This is a genomic window from Allonocardiopsis opalescens (genome assembly GCF_003002095.1).
Lineage (GTDB): Bacteria > Actinomycetota > Actinomycetes > Streptosporangiales > Streptosporangiaceae > Allonocardiopsis > Allonocardiopsis opalescens.
Window position 1 is genome coordinate 148,104 of record NZ_PVZC01000004.1, and the last position, 22,999, is coordinate 171,102.

Genomic DNA, 22,999 nt, shown 5'->3' on the forward strand with positions numbered 1-22,999 from the left:
CGGCTACTTCTCGCCGGAGGGGCCGCGGCGGCGGAGGTAGCGTTCGAACTCGCGGGCGATGGCCTCGCCGCTGGCCTCGGGGAGGTCGGCGGCGTCCTTGGCCTCTTCGAGGCTGCGTACGTAGCTGGCGATCTCGGAGTCCTCGGCGGCGAGTTCGTCGACGCCGCGCTCCCAGGCTCTGGCCTGCTCGGGGAGGTCGCCCTGGGGGACCGCGAGGTCCAGGACGTCCTCGACGCGGCGCAGCAGGGCCAGCGAGCCCTTGGGGCAGGGGGGCTGCGCGACGTAGTGCGGGATGGCGCCCCACAGCGAGATGGCCTCCATGCCGGCCTGGGCGGCGGTCTCCTGCAGGACGCCGACGATGCCGGTGGGGCCCTCGTACTGGGTGATGTCGAGGTTCAGGCTGCGGGCGAGCGCCGGGTCGGAGGCGGAGCCGCTGACCGGGACGGGCCGGGTGTGCGGGGCGTCGGCGAGCAGCGCGCCGAGCAGCACGATCTGGTGGACGCCCAGCTCGCGGGCGATGTTCAGCAGGTCGCCGCAGAAGCCGCGCCAGCGCATGTTCGGCTCGATGCCGCGCACGAGGACCAGGTCGCGGCCGCTCTCGGGGGCGCGGGCGACCGACAGCCGGGTGGTGGGCCAGGTGATGCGGCGGGTGTTCTCGTCGACCATCTCGACGTCGGGGCGGTGCACCTGGAAGTCGTAGTAGTCGTCGGGGTCCAGGGCGAGCAGCGGGCGGGCCTGCCAGACCTCGGCGAGGTGGTCGATGACCCCGCTGGCCGCCTCGCCCGCGTCGTTCCACCCCTCGAAGGCAGCGATCATCACCGGCTCTACGAGCTCAGCCACGCCTTCGAACTGGGTCAACGCGCCGCCCTCCACCGTCTGTCACCACCGCGGGCCCCGGGGTGCGGACCCCGTCGGCCCTGCCCGGACGCCTGCAGGTGCAGCGCGGCCGCCCGGACGGGTATTCCCGTGCCCCCAGCCTAGAGGCTGCGGGCCGCTCCGGGGGGCGCCGAGGGGGGCGGGCGGCGACGCCCTCGGCGGAATAGGGGACGCGGAGTGTCGCGTTAGCGGATCGGTCGACTGGCTAAGGTTGTGAACCATGAGCTCTGCACCGCCGCTGCGTGATGTCATCGGGTCCCGGGTCCTGGTCGCCGACGGGGCGATGGGGACCATGCTGCAGGGCTACGACCTCACCTTGGACGACTTCGAGGGCCACGAGGGCTGCAACGAGGTCCTCAACGCCACCCGGCCCGACGTGGTGCGCGCCATCCACGACGCCTACTTCGCGGTCGGCGTGGACTGTGTCGAAACCAACACCTTCGGCGCCAACCTCGGCAACCTCGGCGAGTACGGCATCGAGGAGCGCACCCGCGAGCTGGCGGAGTCGGGGGCGCGGCTGGCCCGCGAGGTGGCCGACCGCTACGCCACCCCCGAGCGGGGCCGCTACGTGCTCGGCGCGGTGGGCCCCGGCACCAAGCTGCCCACCCTCGGCCACGCCCCCTACGCCTCGCTGCGCGACTACTACCAGGAGTGCGCGGCCGGGCTGATCGACGGCGGCGCCGACGCGATCCTGGTCGAGACCAGCCAGGACCTCCTGCAGACCAAGGCGGCGGTCATCGGGGCCCGGCGCGCCGTCGCCGCCTCCGGCCGCGACGTGCCCGTCATCGCCCAGGTCACCATCGAGACCACCGGCACGATGCTGCTGGGCTCGGAGATCGGCGCCGCGCTGACCGCGCTGGAGCCGCTGGGCATCGACATGATCGGCCTGAACTGCGCCACGGGCCCGGCCGAGATGAGCGAGCACCTGCGCTACCTCGCCAACCACTCCCGGCTGCCGCTGTCGTGCATGCCCAACGCGGGCCTGCCCGAGCTGAGCTCCGACGGCGCCCGCTACCCGCTCACCCCCGAGCAGCTGGCCGACGCCCACGACGGCTTCACCGCCGAGTTCGGGCTGAGCCTGGTCGGCGGCTGCTGCGGCACCACCCCCGAGCACCTGCGCCAGACCGTGGAGCGGGTCGGCGGCCGAGAGGTCGCGCCCCGGCGGCCCCGCCCCGAGCCCGGCGCCGCCTCCCTGTACCAGAGCGTGCCCTTCCGGCAGGACACCTCCTACCTGGCGATCGGCGAGCGCACCAACGCCAACGGCTCCAAGCTGTTCCGCGAGGCGATGCTGGACGAGCGCTACGACGACTGCGTGGAGATCGCCCGCGACCAGATCCGCGACGGCGCCCACATGCTGGACCTGTGCGTCGACTACGTCGGCCGCGACGGCGTGCGCGACATGGCCGAGCTGGCCTCGCGGCTCGCCACCGCGTCCACCCTGCCGATCATGCTGGACTCCACCGAGCCGCAGGTGCTGGAGGCCGGCCTGCAGCGGCTGGGCGGCCGCGCCGTCATCAACTCGGTGAACTACGAGGACGGCGACGGCCCCGACTCCCGCTTCACCAAGGTGATGGGGCTGGTCCGCGAGTACGGCGCCGCGGTGGTCGTGATGGCCATCGACGAGCAGGGGCAGGCCCGCACCGCCGAGGACAAGGTGCGCATCGCCGACCGCACCATCCGCGCCCTGGCCGACGACTGGGGGATGCGCCCCGACGACATCATCGTCGACACCCTCACCTTCACCATCGCCACCGGCCAGGAGGAGAGCCGCCGCGACGCCCTGGAGACCATCGAGGCCATCCGCGCGCTCAAGCGCCGCCACCCGCGGGTGCAGACCACCCTGGGCCTGTCCAACGTCTCCTTCGGGCTGAACCCCGCCGCGCGCATCGTGCTGAACTCGGTCTTCCTGCACGAGTGCGTCCAGGCCGGCCTGGACTCCGCCATCGTGCACGCCTCCAAGATCCTGCCGATGAACCGGATCCCCGACGAGCAGCGCCAGGTCGCCCTCGACCTCGTCTACGACCGCCGCCGCCCCGGCTACGACCCCCTCCAGCGCTTCCTGGAGCTGTTCGAGGGCGTCGACGCCACCGCGCTGCGCGCCAGCCGCGCCGAGGAGCTGGCCGCGCTGCCGCTGTGGGAGCGGCTGAAGCGGCGGATCATCGACGGCGAGCTGGTCGGCATCGAGGCCGACCTCGACGAGGCGCTGGGGCAGCGCCCCGCGCTGGAGATCGTCAACGACCCCCTGCTGGAGGGCATGAAGGTCGTCGGCGAGCTGTTCGGCTCCGGCCAGATGCAGCTGCCGTTCGTGCTGAAGTCGGCCGAGGTGATGAAGACGGCCGTCGCCCACCTCGAACCGCACATGGAGAAGTCCGACGACGCCGACGGCTCCAAGGGCCGCATCGTGCTGGCCACCGTCAAGGGCGACGTCCACGACATCGGCAAGAACCTGGTCGACATCATCCTGTCCAACAACGGCTACGACGTGGTGAACCTCGGCATCAAGCAGCCGGTCTCGGCGATCCTGGACGCCGCCGCCGAGCACCGCGCCGACGTCATCGGCATGTCCGGGCTGCTGGTGAAGTCCACCGTGGTGATGCGGGAGAACCTGGAGGAGATGAACTCCCGCGGCATCGCCGAGCGCTTCCCGGTGCTGCTGGGCGGCGCCGCGCTGACCCGCGCCTACGTCGAGCAGGACCTCGCGGAGCTGTTCAAGGGCGAGGTCCGCTACGCCCGCGACGCCTTCGAGGGGCTGCGGCTGATGGACGCGATCATGGCGGTCAAGAAGGGCGTCGACGGCGCTGCGCTGCCGCCGCTGCGCCGGCGCCGGGTGAGCGGCGGCGCCAAGCTCAAGGTCACCGAGCCCGAGCGGATGCCGGCCCGCTCCGACGTCGCCGTCGACAACCCGGTGCCCGAGCCGCCGTTCTGGGGCGACCGCATCAGCAAGGGCATCCCGCTGGCCGAGTACGCCGCCTTCCTGGACGAGCGGGCCACCTTCATGGGCCAGTGGGGGCTGAAGGGCTCGCGCGGCGACGGCCCCGGCTACGAGGAGCTGGTCGAGACCGAGGGGCGCCCCCGGCTGCGGATGTGGCTGGACCGGGTGCAGACCGAGGGGCTGCTGGAGGCGGCGGTCGTCTACGGCTACTTCCCGGCCGTCAGCGAGGGCGACGACCTGGTGGTGCTGGACGCCGACGGCGGCGAGCGCACCCGCTTCACCTTCCCCCGGCAGCGCCGCGACCGCCACCTGTGCCTGGCCGACTTCTTCCGCCCGCGCGAGTCCGGGCAGACCGACGTCGTCGGCTTCCAGGTCGTCACGGTCGGCAGCCGGATCAGCGTGGCCACCCAGGAGCTGTTCGCCAAGAACGCCTACCGCGACTACCTGGAGCTGCACGGCCTGTCCGTGCAGCTCACCGAGGCGCTGGCCGAGTACTGGCACACCCGGGTCCGGGCCGAGCTGGGCTTCGGCGGCGACGACCCCGACGAGCTCGACGCCTTCTTCAAGCTCGGCTACCGGGGCGCCCGCTTCTCGCTGGGCTACGGCGCCTGCCCGAACCTGGAGGACCGCGCCAAGATCATGGAGCTGCTGCGCCCGGAGCGGGTGGGGGTGGAGTTGTCCGAGGAGTTCCAACTCGTTCCCGAACAGGCCACCGACGCGATCATCGTGCATCACCCTGAGGCGAAATACTTCAACGCGTGAGCACTCTCCCCGACTCCCTCGTCCCCGTCCGGCAGCCGGGTTCCGGCGCGGGCGAACTGGCCGCCGTGCTGTTCGACATGGACGGCACCCTGATCGACACCGAGCGGCTGTGGTTCGAGTCCGAGCGGGAGGTCACCGAGGGGCTCGGCGGGTCGTGGTCGCAGGCCGACCAGGAGATGCTGGTGGGCGGCTCGGCGCGCGGCGCCGCCCGCTACATCATCGAGCTGACCGGCGCCTCGGAGTCCGAGGAGGCGGTGATGCGGCGGCTGGCCGACGCCATGGAGCGGCGGCTGCGCCACGACGAGGTGCGGCTGATGCCGGGTGCGGCGGAGCTGCTGGCCGAGGTGCGCGCCGCCGGGGTGCCGGCCGCGCTGGTCACCTCCACCCACCGCAGGCTGCTCACCGCCTCGCTGGAGACCCTGGGCGCCCACCACTTCGACCTCACCATCGCCGGCGACGAGGTCGCCGCGAACAAGCCCGACCCCGAGGCGTACCTGACGGCGGCGCGCCGGCTGGGCGTCGACCCCGCCCGCTGCGTGGTGCTGGAGGACTCCTTCAACGGCGTCAACGCCGGCCAGGCGGCCGGCTGCGTCACGGTGGCCGTGCCGAGCCTGCTGCACATCCCGCCGGCGCCCGGCCGGGTCGTCGTCGGCTCGCTCACCGAGATCGACCTGGAGTGGCTGCGCGAGCTGGTGCGCGGCTGGGACGGCGCGGCGGGCTGAGCCGGCCGCCGGCCGCACCCTAGGGGGCGGATTCCGGGATCGGCCCGATGCCGGAGCGGCCGCCGCGGTGCGACACTGGGTGCATGCCGTTCGATTCGTGGATTCCGCTGGGGGCGACCCTCACCGTCATCGGTGTGGTCGCGGGTTTCGTCGTCTGGCGGCGGCGGGGGGCCGCCGCGGGCACCCGGGTGCTGGCGTGGTCGCTGCTGCCGCTGGCGGCGGCGCTGACGGGGGTCGCGTCGCTGCTGTGGGAGTTCGGCGCGGGCGTGGTCGACCTGTTCGTGCGCACCATCCTGTCGCCGATCGCGTGGGCCGGGGTGGGGCTGGCCGGGCTGTCGGTGCTGCTGTGGTTCCTCTCCGCGCTGCTGCGCCGCCTCGGTCGGGGCGGCGCTCCGGCGCGCGGGGGCGGCAAGGCGCCGGACAAGCCGGTCGGCAGGCCGTCGGGCCGCGGCGCGGTGCCGCAGGGGGGTGGCGACACCGTGCCGATCGCCCGGGGCCGCTCCGCCGCGAAGCCGGCCGCCGGGGACTCCGACGACCTCGACCTGGACGACATCGAAAGCCTGCTGCGCAAGCGGGGAATCCAGTAGCGGCCGGGCGGCCGGCGCTTTTCGGCCGGTCCGTCCCGGCTGCTCCATTCGTCCGCCCGCCGCGGCCGCGCCGCGCGGTGTGCGCGCTGCCGCGAAATCGCGGCGAAGGCCCGTCGAGTACCACTCGGCGGGCCTTCTCCCTTTGCGCGGACGCCCTGCTTACCATGGGTGATCGTGCTCTGACCGCACGTCAGTGCACTCCCCGGGACGTAACGCGAATCGAGGTGAAAAGGTTGCCGTACGGTTACTCCCGTGAACGATCGTTAAGTGCGGCGATATCCCTGCCGTCGAGGATTGGATATTACGATTCGGCCACGACTTGCGGCCGACCCGTAGGATCTGGTCAAAGCCTGTATGGATAAGCCGTAAATTTCCGGTTCTGTATACCCGTGTACCTCACGGGTGGTCAGACGTGTGCTCGCACCCGTCATGTCCGATGACCTGTCGGCCTGAAGGGCGCCATCTCTCGTGCGGACGACTCCGCGCCGGGACGGTGACTGCCACCAACCAGGGGGAGTCTGTGCAATGACCGCGCCACCCGATGTGTCCAGCGCGGGTGCCCCGGCAGAGCCGGAGGCCATGCTCGAAGGCGTGCGCAACACCGCGGGCCGCTCCCTCGGGCAGATCGCCTGGCAGCGGTTCAAGCGCGACAAGGTCGCCATGGGCGGCGGCATCGTCGTGCTGGTGCTGATCCTGATCGCCCTGCTCGCGCCCGTGCTGACCGCCCTCTTCGGCGCGCCGCCCACCCAGTACCACCAGGACCTGATCGACCCCCTCACCGGCGGCGCCCTGCGCGACCCCGCCGACCCGGCCTCCGGCCTGGACCCCTGGGGCGGGATCAGCGCCGAGCACCTGCTCGGCCTGGAGCCGGTCAACGGCCGCGACCTGTTCAGCCGGATCGTCTACGGCGCGCAGATCTCCCTGCTGGTCGCCTTCGGCGCCACCCTGCTGTGCGTGGTCATCGGCTCGGTCCTGGGCATCGTCGCCGGCTACTTCGGCGGCTGGGTCGACACCCTGATCAGCCGGGCCATGGACATCTTCCTGGCCTTCCCGCTGCTGCTCTTCGCGATGGCCCTGGCCGGCGTGATCCCCGACGGCTCCTTCGGCCTCGAGGGCAACTCACTGCGCGTCGCCGTGCTGATCTTCATCATCGGCTTCTTCAACTGGCCCTACATCGGCCGGATCGTGCGCGGGCAGACCCTGTCGCTGCGCGAGCGCGAGTTCGTCGACGCCGCCCGCAGCCTGGGCGCCGGCAGCGGCCACATCCTCTTCCGCGAGCTGCTGCCCAACCTCGTCGCGCCGATCCTGGTGTACTCCACCCTGCTGATCCCGACGAACATCATCTTCGAGGCGTCGCTGTCCTTCCTCGGCGTCGGCATCAACCCGCCCACCCCCTCGTGGGGCGGCATGCTCGCCAGCGCGCTGAACACCTACACCACCTCGCCGCACTTCGTCGTGATCCCGGGCCTGGCCATCTTCATCACGGTGCTGGCCTTCAACCTGCTGGGTGACGGCCTGCGCGACGCACTCGACCCCCGAAGCCAGTGAGCACCCGCACCCATCACTGCTCACCGGCGGGCGGAACAATCCCCGCGTACCGCGGATCGCGAGAAAGGCACACAATGAGAAAACGATGGCTAAGCGTCGCGGCGCTCGCCGCGGCGGGCTCCATGGCGCTCGCCTCCTGCGGTGGCGGCGGGGGCGGCGGTGGCGGCGGCGCCGAGGTGGAGTTCAACCAGGGCCTCACCGAGGTCGTGAACCCCTCCGAGGAGCCCGGCGGCACCCTGCGCTTCGCGATGTCCTCCGACATCGAGTCGACGGACCCCGGCAACACCTACTACGGCTACAACTGGAACTTCACCCGGTTCTACGCCCGTACGGTGATGGCCTACACCAGCGAGCCGGGCACCGCCAGCACCCAGCTGCAGCCCGACCTCGCCGCCGCCCCGCCCGAGGTGAGCGAGGACGGCCTCACCTGGACCGTCGAGCTCCAGCAGGGCCTGCGGTACGAGAACGGCGAGGAGATCGTCGCCGAGGACATCAAGTACGCCATCGCCCGCAGCAACTACGGCGAGGCCCGGCTGCCCAACGGCCCCACCTACTTCGCGCAGCTGCTGGCCGACAGCGAGGACTACGAGGGCCCCTACGCCGAGGGCGCCGAGGACGACCCGCTGGCGGGCTTCGACGGCATCGAGACGCCGGACGACTACACCCTGGTCTTCCACCTCAACGAGCCGTTCTCGGACTTCCCGTACCTGATGATGATCCCGCAGACCGCCCCGGTTCCGGCCGAGGAGGACACCGGCGAGCAGTACCAGGCGAACGTGGTCTCCAGCGGCCCGTACATGTTCGAGGACTCCTACCAGCCGGGCGAGCAGTTCAACATGATCCGCAACCCCGAGTGGGACCCGACCACCGACCCGGTGCGCAGCGCGCTGCCGGACCGGATCGAGTTCACCCCGAACATCGACCAGAACGACATCGACCAGCAGCTGATGAACGGCGACGTCGACATCGACCTCGGCGGCACCGGCCTGGGCCCGGCGCAGAAGGGCACCGCCCTCAACGACGAGCGCCAGCGCCCGTTCCTGGACAACGGCGAGACCGGCGCGCTGCGCTACGTCGCCGTCAACACGGTGGTCGAGCCGCTGGACAACGTCGCCTGCCGCCGCGCGGTGCAGTACGCCGCCAACCACGACGCCCTCCAGCGCGCCTGGGGCGGTGAGACCGGCGGTGCGATCCCCACCCAGATCATCCCGCCGGCGATCCCCGGCCACGACCCGAGCATCAATCCGTACCCGGCCGGCGAGGACAACACCGGCGACCTCGAAGCGGCGCAGGCGCAGCTGGAGGAGTGCGGGCAGCCCGACGGCTTCGAGATGGGCCTGGGCGTGCGCAGCGACCGGCCCGCCGACGTGGCCACCGCCGAGGCGCTGCAGGAGTCGCTGGCGCGCGTGGGCATCGAGACCGAGATCATGGGCTATCCGGCCGACACCTACACCAACACGCAGGCCGGCTCGCCGGACTTCGTGCACGAGAACAACATGGGCCTGATGGTCTACGGCTGGATCCCGGACTGGCCCACCGGCTACGGGTTCATGAGCAGCATCGTCGACGGCGACGCCATCGTCCCGGCGGGCAACAGCAACCTGCCCGAGCTGGACGACCCGGAGATCAACGCGCTCTTCGACGAGGTGGCCACGGTCACCGACCCCGAGGAGCAGGCCGCGATCTACACCCAGATCGACCAGCTCGTGATGGACTCTGCCGCGATCCTGCCGGTGGTGTTCGAGCGCTCGGTGCTGTACCGGCCGGAGCGGCTGACGAACGTCTACTTCCACTCCGGCTACGCGATGTACGACTACATGTCGATCGGCATCGACCCGGACGCGCAGGAATAACGACCATCCCGAGTTGAGATAAGGCAGGTGAAGGCAGTGATCGGGGCCGCCGTCCGGCGGACGGCGGCCCCGATCGCAGCCGGCCCCGATGCTTGCATACATTCTTCGCCGGCTCGGCGCGGGCGTCCTGCTCCTGGCCATCATCAGCCTGGTCACGTTCGCGATCTTCTACATCGTGCCCCGGCTGGCCGGCCGGACCACCGAGCAGCTGGCCGCCATGTACGTCGGCCGGGCACCCACCCCTGAGGCGATCCAGGCCACCATCGACCGCCTCGGCCTGGACGAGCCCATCCCGCTGCAGTACTGGGAGTTCGTCCGGGGCATCTTCATGGGCGCCGAGTACCGCTTCGGCCGCCAGATCGTGGAGTGCAACGCGCCCTGCCTGGGCTACTCGTTCCAGGACTACACCGAGGTCTGGCCGACCATCCTGGACCGGCTGCCGGTCACCGTCTCGCTGGCCATCGGCGCCAGCGTCATCTGGCTGATCGCCGGCATCGGCGTCGGCGTCGTCTCCGCCATCAAGAAGGGCAGCTGGTTCGACCGCGTCGCCATGGGCGTCGCCCTGGGCGGCGTCTCGCTGCCGATCTTCTTCACCGGCCTGATCGCGCTGGCCTTCCTCAGCTACCAGTGGGGGATCTTCCCCGACGTCGGCTACGTGCCCTTCACCGAGAGCCCCGCCGACTGGGCCTACCACCTGGTGCTGCCCTGGTTCACCCTCGCCTTCCTGCACGCCGCCCTGTACGCGCGGCTCACCCGGGCGGGCATGCTGGAGACGATGAGCGAGGACTACATCCGCACCGCGCGGGCCAAGGGCCTGCCGGAGCGGCGGGTCGTGATGAAGCACGGCCTGCGGCCCACACTCACCCCGATCCTCACCATCTTCGGCCTCGACCTCGGCCTTGTGCTGGGCGGCGCGGTCGTCACCGAGCAGGTCTTCTCGCTCAACGGCATCGGCCGCTACGCCGTGGTGGCCATCGCCAGCAGCGACCTGCCGGTGATCCTCGGCGTGACCCTGGTGGGCGCGGTCTTCATCGTGCTGGCCAACCTCGTGGTCGACCTGCTGTACGCGTGGATCGACCCCCGGGTCAGGATCTGACGCGCGCGGCCGAGCGCCCGCGTGCGATCCGGTCCCCGACCGGACGCATCCTAGTAAGCGAAACGCAACGAGCAGCGGCCCGGCGATGACGGGCACCCCGACCGGAGGTAGGCGGGTTATGAACCCAGCGGAGCCGGCACAGCCGGCGGCCGGACGGTCCGCCGAGAGCGGCGTCCCCGTCGTGAGCGTGCGTGACCTGACCATCGAGTTCCCGACGATGGACGGCACGGTCACCGCGGTCGACGGACTCTCCTTCGAGCTGCCGCCCGGCGGCGCGCTGGGCATCGTCGGCGAGTCCGGCTCCGGCAAGAGCGCCACCTCCCTGGCCCTGATGGGCCTGCACCGGGGCACCAGCGCCCGGATCAGCGGCGAGATCGACGTGGTCGGCGTCGACGTGGTCTCCGCGTCCGACGCCGCGGTGCGCGCCATGCGCGGCAACGACATCGCCATGGTGTTCCAGGACCCCATGTCCTCGCTGCACCCGCAGTTCACCATCGGCGACCAGATCGTGGAGGCGTACCGCACCCACACCGGCGCCGGCGCCGCCCAGGCGCGCGTCCGGGCCGTCGAGGCGCTGGACCGGGTCGGCATTCCCGACGCCGCCCGGCGGGTGCGCGCCTACCCGCACGAGTTCTCCGGCGGCATGCGCCAGCGGGTGCTGATCGCGATGGGCCTGGTCTGCGAGCCCAAGGTCCTGCTCGCCGACGAGCCCACCACCGCCCTCGACGTCACCGTCCAGGCCCAGATCCTGGACCTGCTCGAAGACCTGCGCGCCGACACCGGCATGGGGCTCATCCTGGTCAGCCACGACCTCGGCGTGGTGGCCGGCTCCACCGAGCGCATCCTGGTGATGCAGAAGGGCAAGGCCGTCGAGGAGGGCACCGTCCACCAGGTGCTCGGCTCGCCGCAGCACCCCTACACCCAGGCCCTGCTCGCGGCCGTGCCCCGCGTCGAGGTCTCCCGCGCCGAGCGGCGCGCCGCCAACCGCGCCGACCGCGAGGCGGCCGCGGCCGCCGGCGCACGGCCGGCGGAGACCGCCGCGCCCGCGGTGCCGGCCGAGCCGGGCCCGTCCGAGCCGACCGCGACCGGGGCGACCGCGAGCGGTGCCGCCGCCGAGCCGGCGGGCCCCGCGCCCGGCGCCTCCGGCACGACGGCGGCGGGCCCGTCCGCCGCGCCCGCCTCCACCGGCGCCACCGCCGGGGTCGGCGCCGGCGAGCCGCTGCTGACGGTCAGCAACGTCAGGCAGCGCTTCCGGATCCGCGGCGGCCTGCTGGGCCGCGCCACCGACTTCTACGCCGTCGACGACGTCTCCTTCGAGGTGCGCAAGGGCGAGACCCTCGGCATCGTGGGGGAGAGCGGCAGCGGCAAGACCACCCTGTCCCGCATGATCATGCGGCTGCTCACCCCCACCTCCGGCTCGATCGTCTTCGAGGGCCGCGACATCACCCGGCTGTCGGACCGCGCCCTGCGCCCGCTCCGCCGCGACATCCAGATGATCTTCCAGAACCCGTACTCCTCGCTGAACCCGAGGATGACGATCGGCGACAGCATCGGCGCCGCGCTGCGCGTGCAGGGCGAGCGCGACAGCAAGAAGGTCAAGGGCCAGGTCCAGGACCTCCTGCACCGGGTCGGCCTGGAGCCCGACCACTACAACCGCTTCCCGCACGCCTTCTCCGGCGGCCAGCGCCAGCGCATCGCCATCGCCCGCTCGCTCATCCTGCGGCCCAAGCTGATCATCTGCGACGAACCGGTGTCCGCCCTGGACGTCTCCACCCAGGACCAGGTGCTGCGGCTCCTGTCCCAGCTCCAGGACGACTTCGACCTGACCCTCATCTTCGTCGCCCACGACCTCGCCGTCGTCCGCCAGGTCAGCGACCGCGTCGCCGTCATGCGCAAGGGCAAGATCGTCGAGATGGCCGACGGCGACTCCGTCTACGAGTCCCCCGAGCACCCCTACACCAAGCAGCTCCTCGCCGCCGCCCCGGTCCTCAACCCCGACGAGGCCCGCCACCGCCGCGCCGAACGCGCCCGCCTCCGCCAGCAGTCCACCGACCCGGCGGTGAGCGCGTAGCCGATCCGCCGCAACCGGGTCCGCGCCGCACCACCGCTACGGTGCGGCGCGGAGCCGTGAGCAGCCGCCCGGGCCCCTCAGTAGCCGCGGGTGCGGCGGGCGGCCGGGCGGCGGGCGAAGCCGGTGCCGATCCAGCCGCCGCGGTAGAAGGCGCGGATCAGCTCGCCGCCGAAGTTGACGCCGGCGCCCAGGGCGAGGGCGACGAAGACGGCCTGGGCGAGGCCGAGGAGGCCGGCCGACGGGGCGCCCAGGTTGAGGTCGATGACGCCCTGGTAGAGCATGCTGCCGGGGAGCAGCGGGGCGATGGCCGGGGCCAGGTAGACCAGCGGCGGCGTGCGGGTCCAGCGGGCGACCAGGTGGCTGACGACACCCAGCAGCACGGCGGCGAAGGCGGTGGCCGCCACCGGGGGCAGGTCGAGCAGGCGCAGCACCACGTAGCCCGTCCAGATCAGCCCGCCGCCCAGGGTGGTGAACAGCAGGGTGCGGCGCGGCGCCATCAGGTTCAGGCCGAAGGACAGCGCCATGGCCATGGAGGCCAGCAGCGGCACCACCGCCAGGCCCGGGTGCACCCGCGGCAGCTGGTCCACGTCGACGGGCACGCCGAGCCGGATGGCGGCGTACATGGTGACGCACAGCCCGGCGACGATCGCGGTCACCACGAAGAAGACCTCGAGCAGCCGGGCGGCCGCGCTCACATAGGAGCCGGCGATCCCGTCCTGCACGCTGGCGACCAGCGGCCGCCCGGGCAGCAGCGCGATGACTCCGCCGACGACCACCGCCGCCGAGTACACCTCCAGGCCGCTGATCAGCAGCAGCACACTGAACAGCGAGCTGATCGCGGCGGCCGCGACCAGCTGGTAGAACTCGGCGATGCCGCGGCGCCCCAGCAGCGCGCCCACGCGGTCGCCCACGATGGTGGCCAGGAACGCGACCGCGGCGACCAGCGCGCCGCCGCCGACCATGACGCTCGCGGACGCGGCGATACCGCCCAGCCCCACCGCCGCCATCCAGCGCGGGTAGTCGGGGCGGCCGCTCTTGATCTGGCGGAGCCGGGTGAAGGCCTCGTCCAGGTCGACCAGCCCGAGCGCCGCCTCCTGCACGAAGGCGTGCAGCTGGGTCAGCCGGGTGTAGTCGGGGCTGCGCCGCCGCACCACCCGCTCGCCGGTGATGGGGGTGGCCTGGCCGCGCGGGTGGCACGACAGGGTGATGGCGGTGAAGGTCACCGACGCCTCCGAGCGCGGCAGCCCGTAGGCGACGGACAGGCTCAGCATCGCCTCGGTGACGGACTCGGTGGACTCCCCGCTGGCCAGCAGCAGCTCGCCGACGCGCAGGATCAGGTCGACCGCGCGGTTGTCGAGCAGTTCGAGCTGCTCGTCCTCTGTCAGGTCGGGCCCGCCGTCGTGCGGGGCCGACAGCCGGATGAGGTTCCACTCCTGGAGCCGGTGCCACAGGGTGCGTGCGGCCGCCGGTGCGGGCCGCCGGAGCTGCTGGGACATGGGCGCGCTCGACGCCTCCTCGCTTGTTCGCGCGCGTGTGCATGGGGGCGGGGCGGTGCCGGACCGGCGCCGCGACGCGGCCGGCGGTGTGATCCCCGGGTGAGACGCCCGCCCGCCGCCGGGGGTTGGCCGGTGGCGCCGCGGGGGCGGCCCGCCGGGGTGTGGGCTCGCTCACCGTGCCGGAGCCTGTGCTCCCGCACGAGGGCGAGCCCGCTCGTGCCCGCGGCCGAACCGCAGGTCACAGCGGTGGTGCCCGTGTTGTCAACGCCGTACCGCGTTTGGCCCTTCCCGCTGGAGGCAAAGTCCAAGCAAGCTCATGTCGATGAGGAGGCGAATGACATGGCGGTCAGGACCCGGACCCTCGGTGGGTCCGTCGGCGGCATCGTGGGCTCGGTCCTCGCCCTGATCGGCGCGATCATCGTGCTCGGCATCCTGCTGGTGCTCATCGGAGTGAACGAGGGCAACGTCATCGTCTCGGTCATCCTGGACATCGGCCGGTTCTTCGCGACCCCGTTCCACGACCTCTTCCCCCAGGACGAGCGGGCGATGGACTACCTGGTCAACTGGGGCATCGCGGCGCTGGTCTACTTCGGGCTGGCCGGGCTGGTGGCGCGCTTCGCGCGCTGGTGACCCGGACGGCGGTGTCCGGCCGGCCGGACGCCGCCGGGGCCCGCTCGGGCGGGCCGGCGGCGCTCAGGCCGGTTCGGGCGCGGCCGGCGGCCCGGAGGCGTCGACCACCGGCAGCAGCACCGCGTCGGGCAGCGGCGGCGGGCTGCCGCCGAACTCCGGGCAGTGCGCCTGGTGCTCGCACCACGAGCACAGCCGGGACCGGCGCGGCCGCCAGTCGCCGCTGTCGGCGGCCTGCCGGATCGCCTGCCACACGGCCCTGACCTTGCGCTCGGTGGCCAGCAGATCGGCCTCGTCGGGGGAGTAGCGCAGGATCTCGCCGTCGCCCAGGTACATGAGCTGGAGCAGCCGGGGGATGCGGCCGTGCCTGCGCCACAGCATCAGCGCGTAGAAGCGCATCTGGAACACGGCCGAGGACTCGAACTCCGGCCGGGGCGCCCGGCCGGTCTTGTAGTCGACCACCCGCACCTCGCCGGTGGCGGCGACGTCGAGGCGGTCGATGTAGCCGCGCAGCTTCAGCCCCTCGCCGATGTCGGCCTGCAGGAAAAGCTCCCGGCGGCGCGGTTCGAGCCGGGTGGGGTCCTCCATGGTGAAGTAGCGGTCCAGAAGCCGCCCCGCCTCCGCCAGCCACGCCTTCTCGTCGCCGGGACCCTCGAACAGCTCGGCGTGCGCGGGGTCCTCGCCCCTGACCCGCTCCCACTCCGGCTCCAGCAGCGCGCCGACCCGCTCGGGGGTGCGCTCGGGAGCCGGCAGGTCGAACAGGCGCTCCAGCACGGCGTGCACCAGGGTGCCGCGCACCATCGCGGCGCTCGGCCGCTCGGGCAGCCGGTCGACCACCCGGAAGCGGTACAGCAGCGGGCACTGCATGAAGTCGGCCGCCCGCGACGGCGACAGCCCGGTGATCAGCGGGCCCCTGGCCGGCGGTGCGTCCTCGGTCATGCCACAGGACTCTAGGGGACGCCGCCGACAGCGCGGACCGGGCCCGGACACGAACACACCCCCGCGGTCAGAGCCGCGAGGGTGTGGAAGCGGTGCCAGCCCCCGAAGGGGGCCGGGGTCGTGGGGGGAGCGAACGCGACAGCGCCGCCGCCATATCAGGCGGCGTTGGCGCGGCGCATGCGGCGCCGGCGCTCCGAGGCGCGCTCGTCCTCGTTCATGGCACCCCAGGTGCCGTACTTCTCGGGTCGGGAAATCGCGTAGTCGAGGCATTCTGTGCGAACGGGACACTGAGCGCAGATCTCCTTGGCCTTGCGCTCGCGGATCTCGCGCTCGGGCTGGCGTTCGCCGTCAGGGCCGAAGAAGAGCACGAGGTCCTCGCCCCGGCACGCCGCGGCGTCCTGCCAGCCCCAGCTTGGGCGAGGGCGAAGCGCGGCCTGCCGACGTACCTGAGACATGGTTGAACCATCCTTACTGGAATCACTAGTAAGCTGAACGACAGCTGGGTCCTGCGTAAAGGTCATTCAGCGTGAACGAGCCCGCATGGCCCTAACCACACGGAGGCCACAGTTGTTTCCGTGTCTTCCGGGTTGGAGCCGCCGGGGCGCCGACCGCTGGAGAGGCGGTGCGCTCACGCAGAGGCCGCGGAGGCGACGAAGGCCGTTCCCGCGAACCGATACGCAATCATGCCACTTCCATCCCCGCTTGTGTACGGGGAGGTGACAATTTCTCGCCCAACCGTTATCTGGCAGTGCCGCCGGAGCGTCGGGGTGCGGAGTGCCGGGCGGTCTGGGCCACCTTCCTCATTGAGTTTGCGTTGTATCGACGGCGGAGTCAAGTGTGACGTGGTATGGTCCACCGCTTCGCGGGCCAGGGGCGCCCTAGAGCTCCAGCTCCGCACCGGGCGGCAGCCGCTGGAAGTCGCCGAAGTCACGTCCGGCCAGCTCCAGATGGCGGCCGTAGACCTCCAGGCCGCGCTCGCCGAGCAGCGCGTCGTGGATCGCGATCGCGCGCTTGGGGGCCACCGCGCGGGCGTAGTCGATCATCTCGCCGCTCTTGAGCCACGGGGCGTTCAGCGGCAGCAGCAGCGTCTCCACCCGAGCCTGGGGGACCGTCAGCGCGTCGCCGGGGTGGAAGACCGCGCCGTCGACCAGGAAGCCGACGTTCGCGAGCTCCGGCAGGTCGGGGTGGATCACCGCGTGCCGCTCGCCGTGCACCCGCACGCTGAAGCCGCCCACCTCGAAGGCGTCGCCGTGCGCGACGGCGTGCACCTCCACACCCCGCTCCGCCAGCTCGTCCAGCCGCGCGGCGATGCCCGCGTGGGTGTACACGCGCAGCCCCGGCCTGGCGTCGGCCGCCGCGCGCAGCCGCTCCAGGTCGAAGTGGTCGGGGTGCTCATGGGTGACGAGCACGGCGTCCGCCCCGACCGCGGCGTCCGGCTCGCTGAAGACCCCCGGGTCGATCACCAGCGTGGTTCCGTTCCCGGCCAGGCGCACGCTCGCATGGCCCTGTTTCGTCAGTCGCATGGACACGCCGATTCCCGATCGTCCGCGCCGGAAACGCCGGGCCGGTGGGCGATCGCGGCGCCGGGCGGCACGTGAGAGCGGGCACATCCGGGCACCCCGGCGCCGCCGGACGCGTCAGACTGGTGACCGTCCGCGAACGGGCGCCGCGCCAGCGGCGAGCACCGACAGCATCGACAGTGAGGACCGAACCGCCGTGGGGCTGATCCGTCTCATCCTGAACGTCATCTGGCTCTTCGTCGCCGGGCTGTGGCTGGCCCTCGGCTACGCGCTGGCCGGCCTGATCTGCTGCATCCTGATCGTCACCATCCCCTGGGGCATCGCCTCCTTCCGGATGGCCAACTACGCGCTGTGGCCCTTCGGCCGCAAGCTGGTCCGGCGCCGCGAGGCCGGCGCGATGAGCACCATCGGCAACGTGGTGTGGATCATCTTCGCCGGCTGGTGGCTGGTGCTGGGGCACATCGCCTCGGCCGTCGGCCTGGCCGTGACCATCGTCGGCATCCCGATGGCCTGGGCCAACCTCAAGCTGATCCCCGTCGCCATCGCGCCGCTGGGCAACGAGATCGTCGACAGCGACGACCCCGGGGAGGCCTGGCGCCCCTGACGCGCCGCGGCACCGCAACGGCCGCGCCCGTGCGCACCGCGCACCGGCGCGGCCGTTCGCCGTCCGGGCCCGGCCGCCCGCCACTTTTCCGGTTTGTGTCGCCGGGCGGCGTTCGCGTAACAGGCGCCGACGTCATTTCCCGCCATTCAGCCGAGATTGTTTCCAATTCGTATCGCTGATTGCGGTTACCACCCCTTGGCGGCGGAAGGTACGCACGGTAAGCATGCTTCGCATGGCGCGGAGTCATCGTCCGCGCCTGCGCCGCGCCAGGACGCGGCGCCGATGCCCAGAGAGTGAGGGAACGGTGTCGTCCCAGACCGACAGTGCCGACACGGCCACACCGCGGCGCAGGTTGAACATCGGGCAGATCCTCATCTGGACGGCCGTCGCCGTCATCGGCGCGGTCGCCTGGGGCGTGCTGGCGCTGTCGCGCGGCGAGGAGATCTCGGCCGCCTGGCTGATCTTCGCCGCGCTCGCCTCGTACGCCATCGGGTACCGCTTCTACAGCCGCTTCATCGCCTACCGCGTCCTGCGGGTCGACGCCCGCCGCGCCACCCCCGCCGAACGGCTCAACAACGGCACCGACTTCCACCCCACCGACCGCCGGGTGCTGTTCGGGCACCACTTCGCCGCGATCGCCGGCGCCGGGCCGCTGGTCGGCCCGGTGCTCGCCGCGCAGATGGGCTACCTCCCCGGCACCTTGTGGATCATCATCGGCGTCATCTTCGCGGGCGCCGTGCAGGACATGGTCGTGCTGTTCTTCTCGATGCGCCGCAACGGCAAGAGCCTCGGCCAGATGGCGCGCGAGGAGATCGGCCCGGTGGGCGGCATCGCGGCGCTGATCGCGGTGCTGGCCATCATGGTCATCCTGCTGGCGGTGCTGGCGATGGTCGTCGTCAACGCGCTCGCCGACTCCCCGTGGGGCACCTTCTCCATCGCGATGACCATCCCCATCGCGCTGTTCATGGGCTTCTACCTGCGCTACCTGCGCCCCGGGCGGGTGGTCGAGGTCTCCCTCATCGGCGTGGTGCTGCTGCTGGCCGCGATCGCCGGCGGCGGCTGGGTGGCGGAGTCGCCGCTGGGCGACGCCTTCCTGCTCAGCCCCAACCAGCTCACCCTCGCCCTCGTCATCTACGGCTTCGTCGCCTCGGTGCTGCCGGTGTGGATGCTGCTCGCCCCGCGCGACTACCTGTCGACCTTCATGAAGATCGGCGTGGTGGTGCTGCTGGCGGTCTCCATCGTCGTCGCCAACCCGGCGCTGCAGCTGCCCGACTTCACCGCCTTCGCCTTCAACGGCGAGGGACCGGTCTTCGCCGGCTCGCTGTTCCCCTTCGTGTTCATCACCATCGCCTGCGGCGCCCTGTCGGGCTTCCACGCCCTGATCTCCTCGGGCACCACCCCGAAGCTGATCGAGAAGGAGCCGCAGATCCGGGTGATCGGCTACGGCTCGATGCTCACCGAGTCCTTCGTCGCGGTGATGGCGCTGATCACCGCGTGCATCCTGGACCCCGGCGTGTACTTCGCGATGAACATGCCGGCCACCATGCTCGGCGACACGCTGCAGAGCGCGTCGGCCGCCGTGGCGGGCATCGGCTTCCAGGTCAGCCCGGAGACCCTGGCCGCCACCGCCGCCTCCATCGAGGAGTCGACGATCACCGGCCGCACCGGCGGCGCGCCGACCTTCGCGCTGGGCGCCGCCGAGATCTTCTCGGCCCTGTTCGGCGGGCCTGCCGCGATGGCCTTCTGGTACCACTTCGCGGTCATGTTCGAGGCCCTGTTCATCCTCACCACCGTCGACGCCGGCACCCGCGTCGGCCGGTTCATGATCCAGGACACCGTCGGCAACTTCTGGAAGCCGATGAAGGACGTCAGCTGGAAGCCCGGCCTGTGGATGACCAGCGCGCTCATCGTGGCCGCCTGGGGCTACTTCCTGTGGGCGGGGGTGAACGACCCGCTGGGCGGCATCAACCAGCTGTTCCCGCTGTTCGGCATCGCCAACCAGCTGCTGGCCGCCGTCGCCCTCGCGGTCTGCACCACGCTGCTGATCAAGTCGGGGCGGGCCAAGTACGCCTGGGTCACCCTGGTACCGCTGGCCTGGGACGCGGTGGTCACCCTCACCGCCAGCTGGCAGAAGGTCTTCTCGCCCGACCCCACCATCGGCTTCTTCGCCCAGCGGCAGCAGTACGTCGAGGCGCTGGCCGCGGGCGAGACCAGCCTCGGCCCGGCCGGCGACGTCGACGCGATGCGCCAGGTGGTGGTGAACACCACCGTCGACGGAATCCTGTCCGTGCTCTTCGCCGTGCTGATCATCATCATCCTGGCCGACGCCGTCCGGGTGTGGATCAAGGCGCTGCGCGTCCGCGAGCCGCTGCCCAGCGCCGAGCACCCCTTCGAGCCCTCGAAGCTGTGGGCGCCTGCCGGGCTCATCCCCACCCGCGAGGAGCGCGCCGAACGCGCCGAGCGGGAGAAGGAGACGGCCGGAGCGTGAGCACCCGCCCCCTCGCCGCCAGGCTGCGCGCGACCCTGCGCGCGGCCTGGCGGATCACCCGCGAGATCGCGGGCGAACGCGCCTACGAGATCTACCTGGAGCACCACGCCGAGCACCACCCGGGCACCCCGCCCATGGGCGAGCGCGAGTTCTGGCGCCGGCACACCGACGCCCGCGACGCCCGCCCCGGCGAGCGCTGCTGCTGAGGCCGCCGCCCCTGAGCCGACCCCTACGGGGCAACTCAGGTGCGCGGCGGCGGGTCCGTTCCGGCGCGGCGGCGGCACCGTGCGCCATCATGGAGACCCGGGCGCGCCGCGGGGGCGCGCCCGACGGGCGAGGGGGTGCCCCCACCATGGCGACGACCGATCCGCGCACGGGCCGCCGCGAGGCGCCGCTGCTGCGCAGGGCCAGCGACGCCGCCTGGCGGCTGCTGGTCCTGCTGGCGGCGGCGGCCCTGCTGCTGCTCGCCCTGAACTACCTGCGGGTCGTGGTGATCCCGGTCATCCTCGCCACCTTCATCACCGCCATCCTGATGCCGCCCGCCCTGTGGCTGCGCCGCTCCGGCCTGCCCTGGGTGCCCGAGCAGTGGCGACGCGCCGTCGCCACCACGATCGTCAGCGTCGGCGCCATCGTGCTCGCCACCGGTGTGGTGTGGGCGCTGGTGCCGCCCACCGTCGACGGCTTCGACGAGCTGGGCGCCAGCGTCGGCGAGGCCATCACCGAGATCGAGACCCTGCTCGGCACCCTCGGCCTGGACGACGCCACCCTGTCCGCGCTCATCGGCCAGGCGCAGACGGAGCTGAGCCAGAACGCCGAGCGCATCGCCACCGGCGCGCTGCAGAGCGCCGTGGTGGTCGGCGAGATCGTCGTCGGCCTCATCCTCACCCTGGTGCTGGTCGTGTACTTCCTGCACGGCGGCGACCGCCTGTTCGCCTGGGTGCTGGAGCTGTTCCCGCGGGTCGGCCAGGGCCCGATCCGGCGGGCCGGCCGGCTCACCTGGGAGGTGTCGGCGCGCTACGTGCGCGGCATCGCCATCGTCGGCCTGTTCAACAGCGTCGTCTTCGGCATCTGCCTGGTGCTGCTCGGTGTGCCGCTCGCGCTGCCGCTGGCCGTCCTGACCTTCATCGGCGCCTTCCTGCCCATCGTCGGCGCCTTCCTGTCCGGCCTGCTGGCCGCGCTGGTCGCCTTCGTCGCGCACGACTGGCTCATCGCGCTGGCCGTCATCGCCGCGGCGGTCCTGGTCCAGCAGCTCGAAGGCCACCTGCTCGCCCCCCGCGTGTACGGGCGCGCCCTCGACCTGCCCTCGGTGGTGGTGCTGCTCGCCATCGCGGGCGGCACCGTCATCGGCGGCATCCTCGGCGCCTTCCTGGCCGCCCCCGTGTCCGCGGTCGTGGTCGCGCTGCTGCACAGCCGCCCGTTCAGCTCCGACGGCGACGACCCCGTCGCCACCCCGGCGCCGCTGCCCGAACCGGCCGAGGAGGCGGTGCCCGGCGAGCCGCCGTCCGCCGAGAAGGTCGACGGCGAGCCCGGTCCGCCGCCGGGCCCCGGCCCGCGCGCCGGCTCCGAGGGCGCGGGCGCGCCCTCCGCCGCAGGGGGGAGCACCCGCGGCGACGAAAGTCGTAGGCGGGACTGGTGAGCCCGGGTACCAGCGGATGACGTGCGGCGGCCCCGGCCGACCTAGGCTGTGACGCCGTGGAGGGAGCAGACCGGTACCGCGTCGTGCGCTGGGTCCGCTGGTGGTGGCTGCGCCGCCACACGGTCGTCGACCTGGCCATCGCCGTCGTCGCGTGGCCGCCCAGCCTCGGCCTGGCGGTGACCGCCTTCGGCGGCGGGCTGCCGGTGACCCTGCTGCTGTCGGTACCCCTGGTGACCGGCCTGTCGGTCGCCGCCTACTTCCGCCGCTCGCACCCGGTGGTCTTCTTCGCCGTCGCGATGCTGGCCGCCGTCACCACCGCCAACGTGCCCGCGGTGATGTTCGCGCTGTACACCTACCCGGCCTGGCGCCCCGACCGGGCCACCCTCGCCGTGCTGACCGCGGTGGCCGGGATCGCCGCCGTCAGCGTCGACGCCTGGTACGTGGCCAACACGCCCGCCGCCCTCGTCATCCGCCTGGTCATGTTCGTGCTCAGCCCGGTGCTGCTGGGGCTGTGGATCGGCACCCGCCGCCAGCTGGTGGACAACCTGCGCGAGCGCGCCGAGCGGCTGGAGCGCGAGCAGCACCTCCAGGCCGAGCGCGCCATCGTCAGCGAGCGCACCCGCATCGCCCGCGAGATGCACGACGTCGTCGCGCACCGCGTCAGCCTGATGGTGCTGCACGCGGGCGGCCTGGAGGTCTCCGCCCCCGACGGCCGCACCGCCGAGACCGCGGCGCTGATCCGCACCACCGGCCGGGAGGCGCTGACCGAGCTGCGCCACATCCTCGGGGTGCTGCGCGCCGACGCCGACGGGCCCCCGCTGGCGCCGCAGCCCACCATCGCCGACGTCGCCCGACTGGTCGAGGCCTCCCGCCAGGCCGGCGTCGACGTCGCCTACGAGGTCCGGGGCGAGCCCGGGGCGGCGGCCGACGCGGTGGAGCGCACCGCCTACCGGGTGGTGCAGGAAGGGCTGACCAACGCCGCCAAGCACGCGCCCGGCGCGGCCGTGCGCGTCACGGTCGCCTACCGGGCCGGCGCGGTCGCGGTGACCGTCGCCAACGGGCCGCCCGGACCCCGCACCGCGCCGCCGCTGCCTAGTGGCGGCCACGGCCTGGTGGGGCTGCGCGAGCGGGCCGCCCTGATCGGCGGCGCCCTGAGCGCCGGACCCGAACCCGGCGGAGCCGGCTGGCGGCTCACCGCCGAACTGCCGCTGAACCTGCCCGAGCACGACTCCGAGGGATGAC

The 22,999-nt window shown here is 72.4% G+C and carries 18 protein-coding genes; 13 read left to right on the forward strand and 5 right to left on the reverse strand.

What is annotated here, in order from left to right:
- Nucleotides 1–3: 3 nt before the first annotated feature.
- Nucleotides 4–858 carry a PAC2 family protein gene (locus CLV72_RS14165; RefSeq protein WP_106245816.1) on the reverse strand — a complete coding sequence of 285 codons (855 nt, stop codon included), beginning with the start codon at nt 856–858 and terminating at the stop codon, nt 4–6.
- Between the two features lie 238 nt (nt 859–1,096).
- Here CLV72_RS14165 and metH point away from each other — a divergent pair, with 238 nt between their 5' ends.
- From metH to CLV72_RS14200, 7 genes are all read left to right on the forward strand, one after another.
- Nucleotides 1,097–4,570 carry a methionine synthase gene (metH, locus tag CLV72_RS14170; RefSeq protein ID WP_106245818.1) on the forward strand — a complete coding sequence of 1,158 codons (3,474 nt, stop codon included), beginning with the start codon at nt 1,097–1,099 and terminating at the stop codon, nt 4,568–4,570.
- Nucleotides 4,567–5,292: an HAD family hydrolase gene (locus tag CLV72_RS14175; RefSeq protein ID WP_245930191.1), complete on the forward strand. Its 726-nt coding sequence runs from the start codon at nt 4,567–4,569 to the stop codon at nt 5,290–5,292. Before metH ends, CLV72_RS14175 begins: the two co-directional genes overlap by 4 nt.
- Before the next feature lie 83 nt (nt 5,293–5,375).
- Nucleotides 5,376–5,879, forward strand: coding sequence for a cellulose synthase (locus CLV72_RS14180; protein ID WP_106245821.1), 504 nt, complete (start codon nt 5,376–5,378; stop codon nt 5,877–5,879).
- A gap of 525 nt (nt 5,880–6,404) precedes the next feature.
- Nucleotides 6,405–7,427: an ABC transporter permease gene (locus tag CLV72_RS14185; protein WP_106245823.1), complete on the forward strand. Its 1,023-nt coding sequence runs from the start codon at nt 6,405–6,407 to the stop codon at nt 7,425–7,427.
- A gap of 74 nt (nt 7,428–7,501) precedes the next feature.
- Nucleotides 7,502–9,280 (forward strand): ABC transporter substrate-binding protein, encoded by a 1,779-nt coding sequence (locus CLV72_RS14190; RefSeq protein WP_106245825.1) that lies wholly within the window; start codon nt 7,502–7,504, stop codon nt 9,278–9,280.
- A gap of 88 nt (nt 9,281–9,368) precedes the next feature.
- Complete coding sequence (locus CLV72_RS14195; protein ID WP_106245827.1) at nt 9,369–10,376, forward strand: ABC transporter permease; 1,008 nt, start codon at nt 9,369–9,371, stop codon at nt 10,374–10,376.
- A gap of 118 nt (nt 10,377–10,494) precedes the next feature.
- A complete protein-coding gene (locus CLV72_RS14200) occupies nt 10,495–12,447 on the forward strand; it encodes an ABC transporter ATP-binding protein (protein ID WP_106245829.1) in 1,953 nt (650 codons plus the stop codon).
- A gap of 77 nt (nt 12,448–12,524) precedes the next feature.
- Here the strand turns inward: CLV72_RS14200 and CLV72_RS14205 are convergent, their stop codons facing one another.
- Nucleotides 12,525–13,943 (reverse strand): threonine/serine exporter family protein, encoded by a 1,419-nt coding sequence (locus CLV72_RS14205; RefSeq protein WP_106245831.1) that lies wholly within the window; start codon nt 13,941–13,943, stop codon nt 12,525–12,527.
- A gap of 339 nt (nt 13,944–14,282) precedes the next feature.
- Here CLV72_RS14205 and CLV72_RS14210 point away from each other — a divergent pair, with 339 nt between their 5' ends.
- Nucleotides 14,283–14,573 carry a hypothetical protein gene (locus tag CLV72_RS14210; RefSeq protein WP_106245833.1) on the forward strand — a complete coding sequence of 97 codons (291 nt, stop codon included), beginning with the start codon at nt 14,283–14,285 and terminating at the stop codon, nt 14,571–14,573.
- Nucleotides 14,574–14,636: 63 nt separating this feature from the next.
- Here the strand turns inward: CLV72_RS14210 and CLV72_RS14215 are convergent, their stop codons facing one another.
- The 3 genes from CLV72_RS14215 to CLV72_RS14225 form a co-directional block, all read right to left on the reverse strand.
- The gene (locus CLV72_RS14215) at nt 14,637–15,509 is read right to left on the reverse strand and encodes a RecB family exonuclease (protein WP_106245836.1); all 873 of its coding nucleotides are present in this window, start codon (nt 15,507–15,509) and stop codon (nt 14,637–14,639) included.
- Between the two features lie 155 nt (nt 15,510–15,664).
- Nucleotides 15,665–16,030 (reverse strand): WhiB family transcriptional regulator, encoded by a 366-nt coding sequence (locus tag CLV72_RS14220; protein ID WP_425428069.1) that lies wholly within the window; start codon nt 16,028–16,030, stop codon nt 15,665–15,667.
- Between the two features lie 357 nt (nt 16,031–16,387).
- Nucleotides 16,388–17,032, reverse strand: coding sequence for an MBL fold metallo-hydrolase (locus CLV72_RS14225; RefSeq protein WP_106245842.1), 645 nt, complete (start codon nt 17,030–17,032; stop codon nt 16,388–16,390).
- Nucleotides 17,033–17,225: 193 nt separating this feature from the next.
- On the opposite strand from CLV72_RS14225, the gene CLV72_RS14230 reads away from it, so the two are divergent.
- From CLV72_RS14230 to CLV72_RS14250, 5 genes are all read left to right on the forward strand, one after another.
- A complete protein-coding gene (locus CLV72_RS14230; protein ID WP_106245844.1) occupies nt 17,226–17,633 on the forward strand; it encodes a YccF domain-containing protein in 408 nt (135 codons plus the stop codon).
- Nucleotides 17,634–17,937: 304 nt separating this feature from the next.
- On the forward strand, nt 17,938–20,121 hold the full coding sequence (locus tag CLV72_RS14235) for a carbon starvation CstA family protein (RefSeq protein WP_281262417.1): 2,184 nt from the start codon (nt 17,938–17,940) through the stop codon (nt 20,119–20,121).
- Nucleotides 20,118–20,327, forward strand: coding sequence for a YbdD/YjiX family protein (locus CLV72_RS14240; protein WP_106245846.1), 210 nt, complete (start codon nt 20,118–20,120; stop codon nt 20,325–20,327). Before CLV72_RS14235 ends, CLV72_RS14240 begins: the two co-directional genes overlap by 4 nt.
- Nucleotides 20,328–20,473: 146 nt before the next feature.
- Complete coding sequence (locus CLV72_RS14245) at nt 20,474–21,757, forward strand: AI-2E family transporter (RefSeq protein WP_106245849.1); 1,284 nt, start codon at nt 20,474–20,476, stop codon at nt 21,755–21,757.
- Between the two features lie 56 nt (nt 21,758–21,813).
- The gene (locus tag CLV72_RS14250) at nt 21,814–22,998 is read left to right on the forward strand and encodes a sensor histidine kinase (RefSeq protein ID WP_106245852.1); all 1,185 of its coding nucleotides are present in this window, start codon (nt 21,814–21,816) and stop codon (nt 22,996–22,998) included.
- Nucleotide 22,999: the final 1 nt, after the last annotated feature.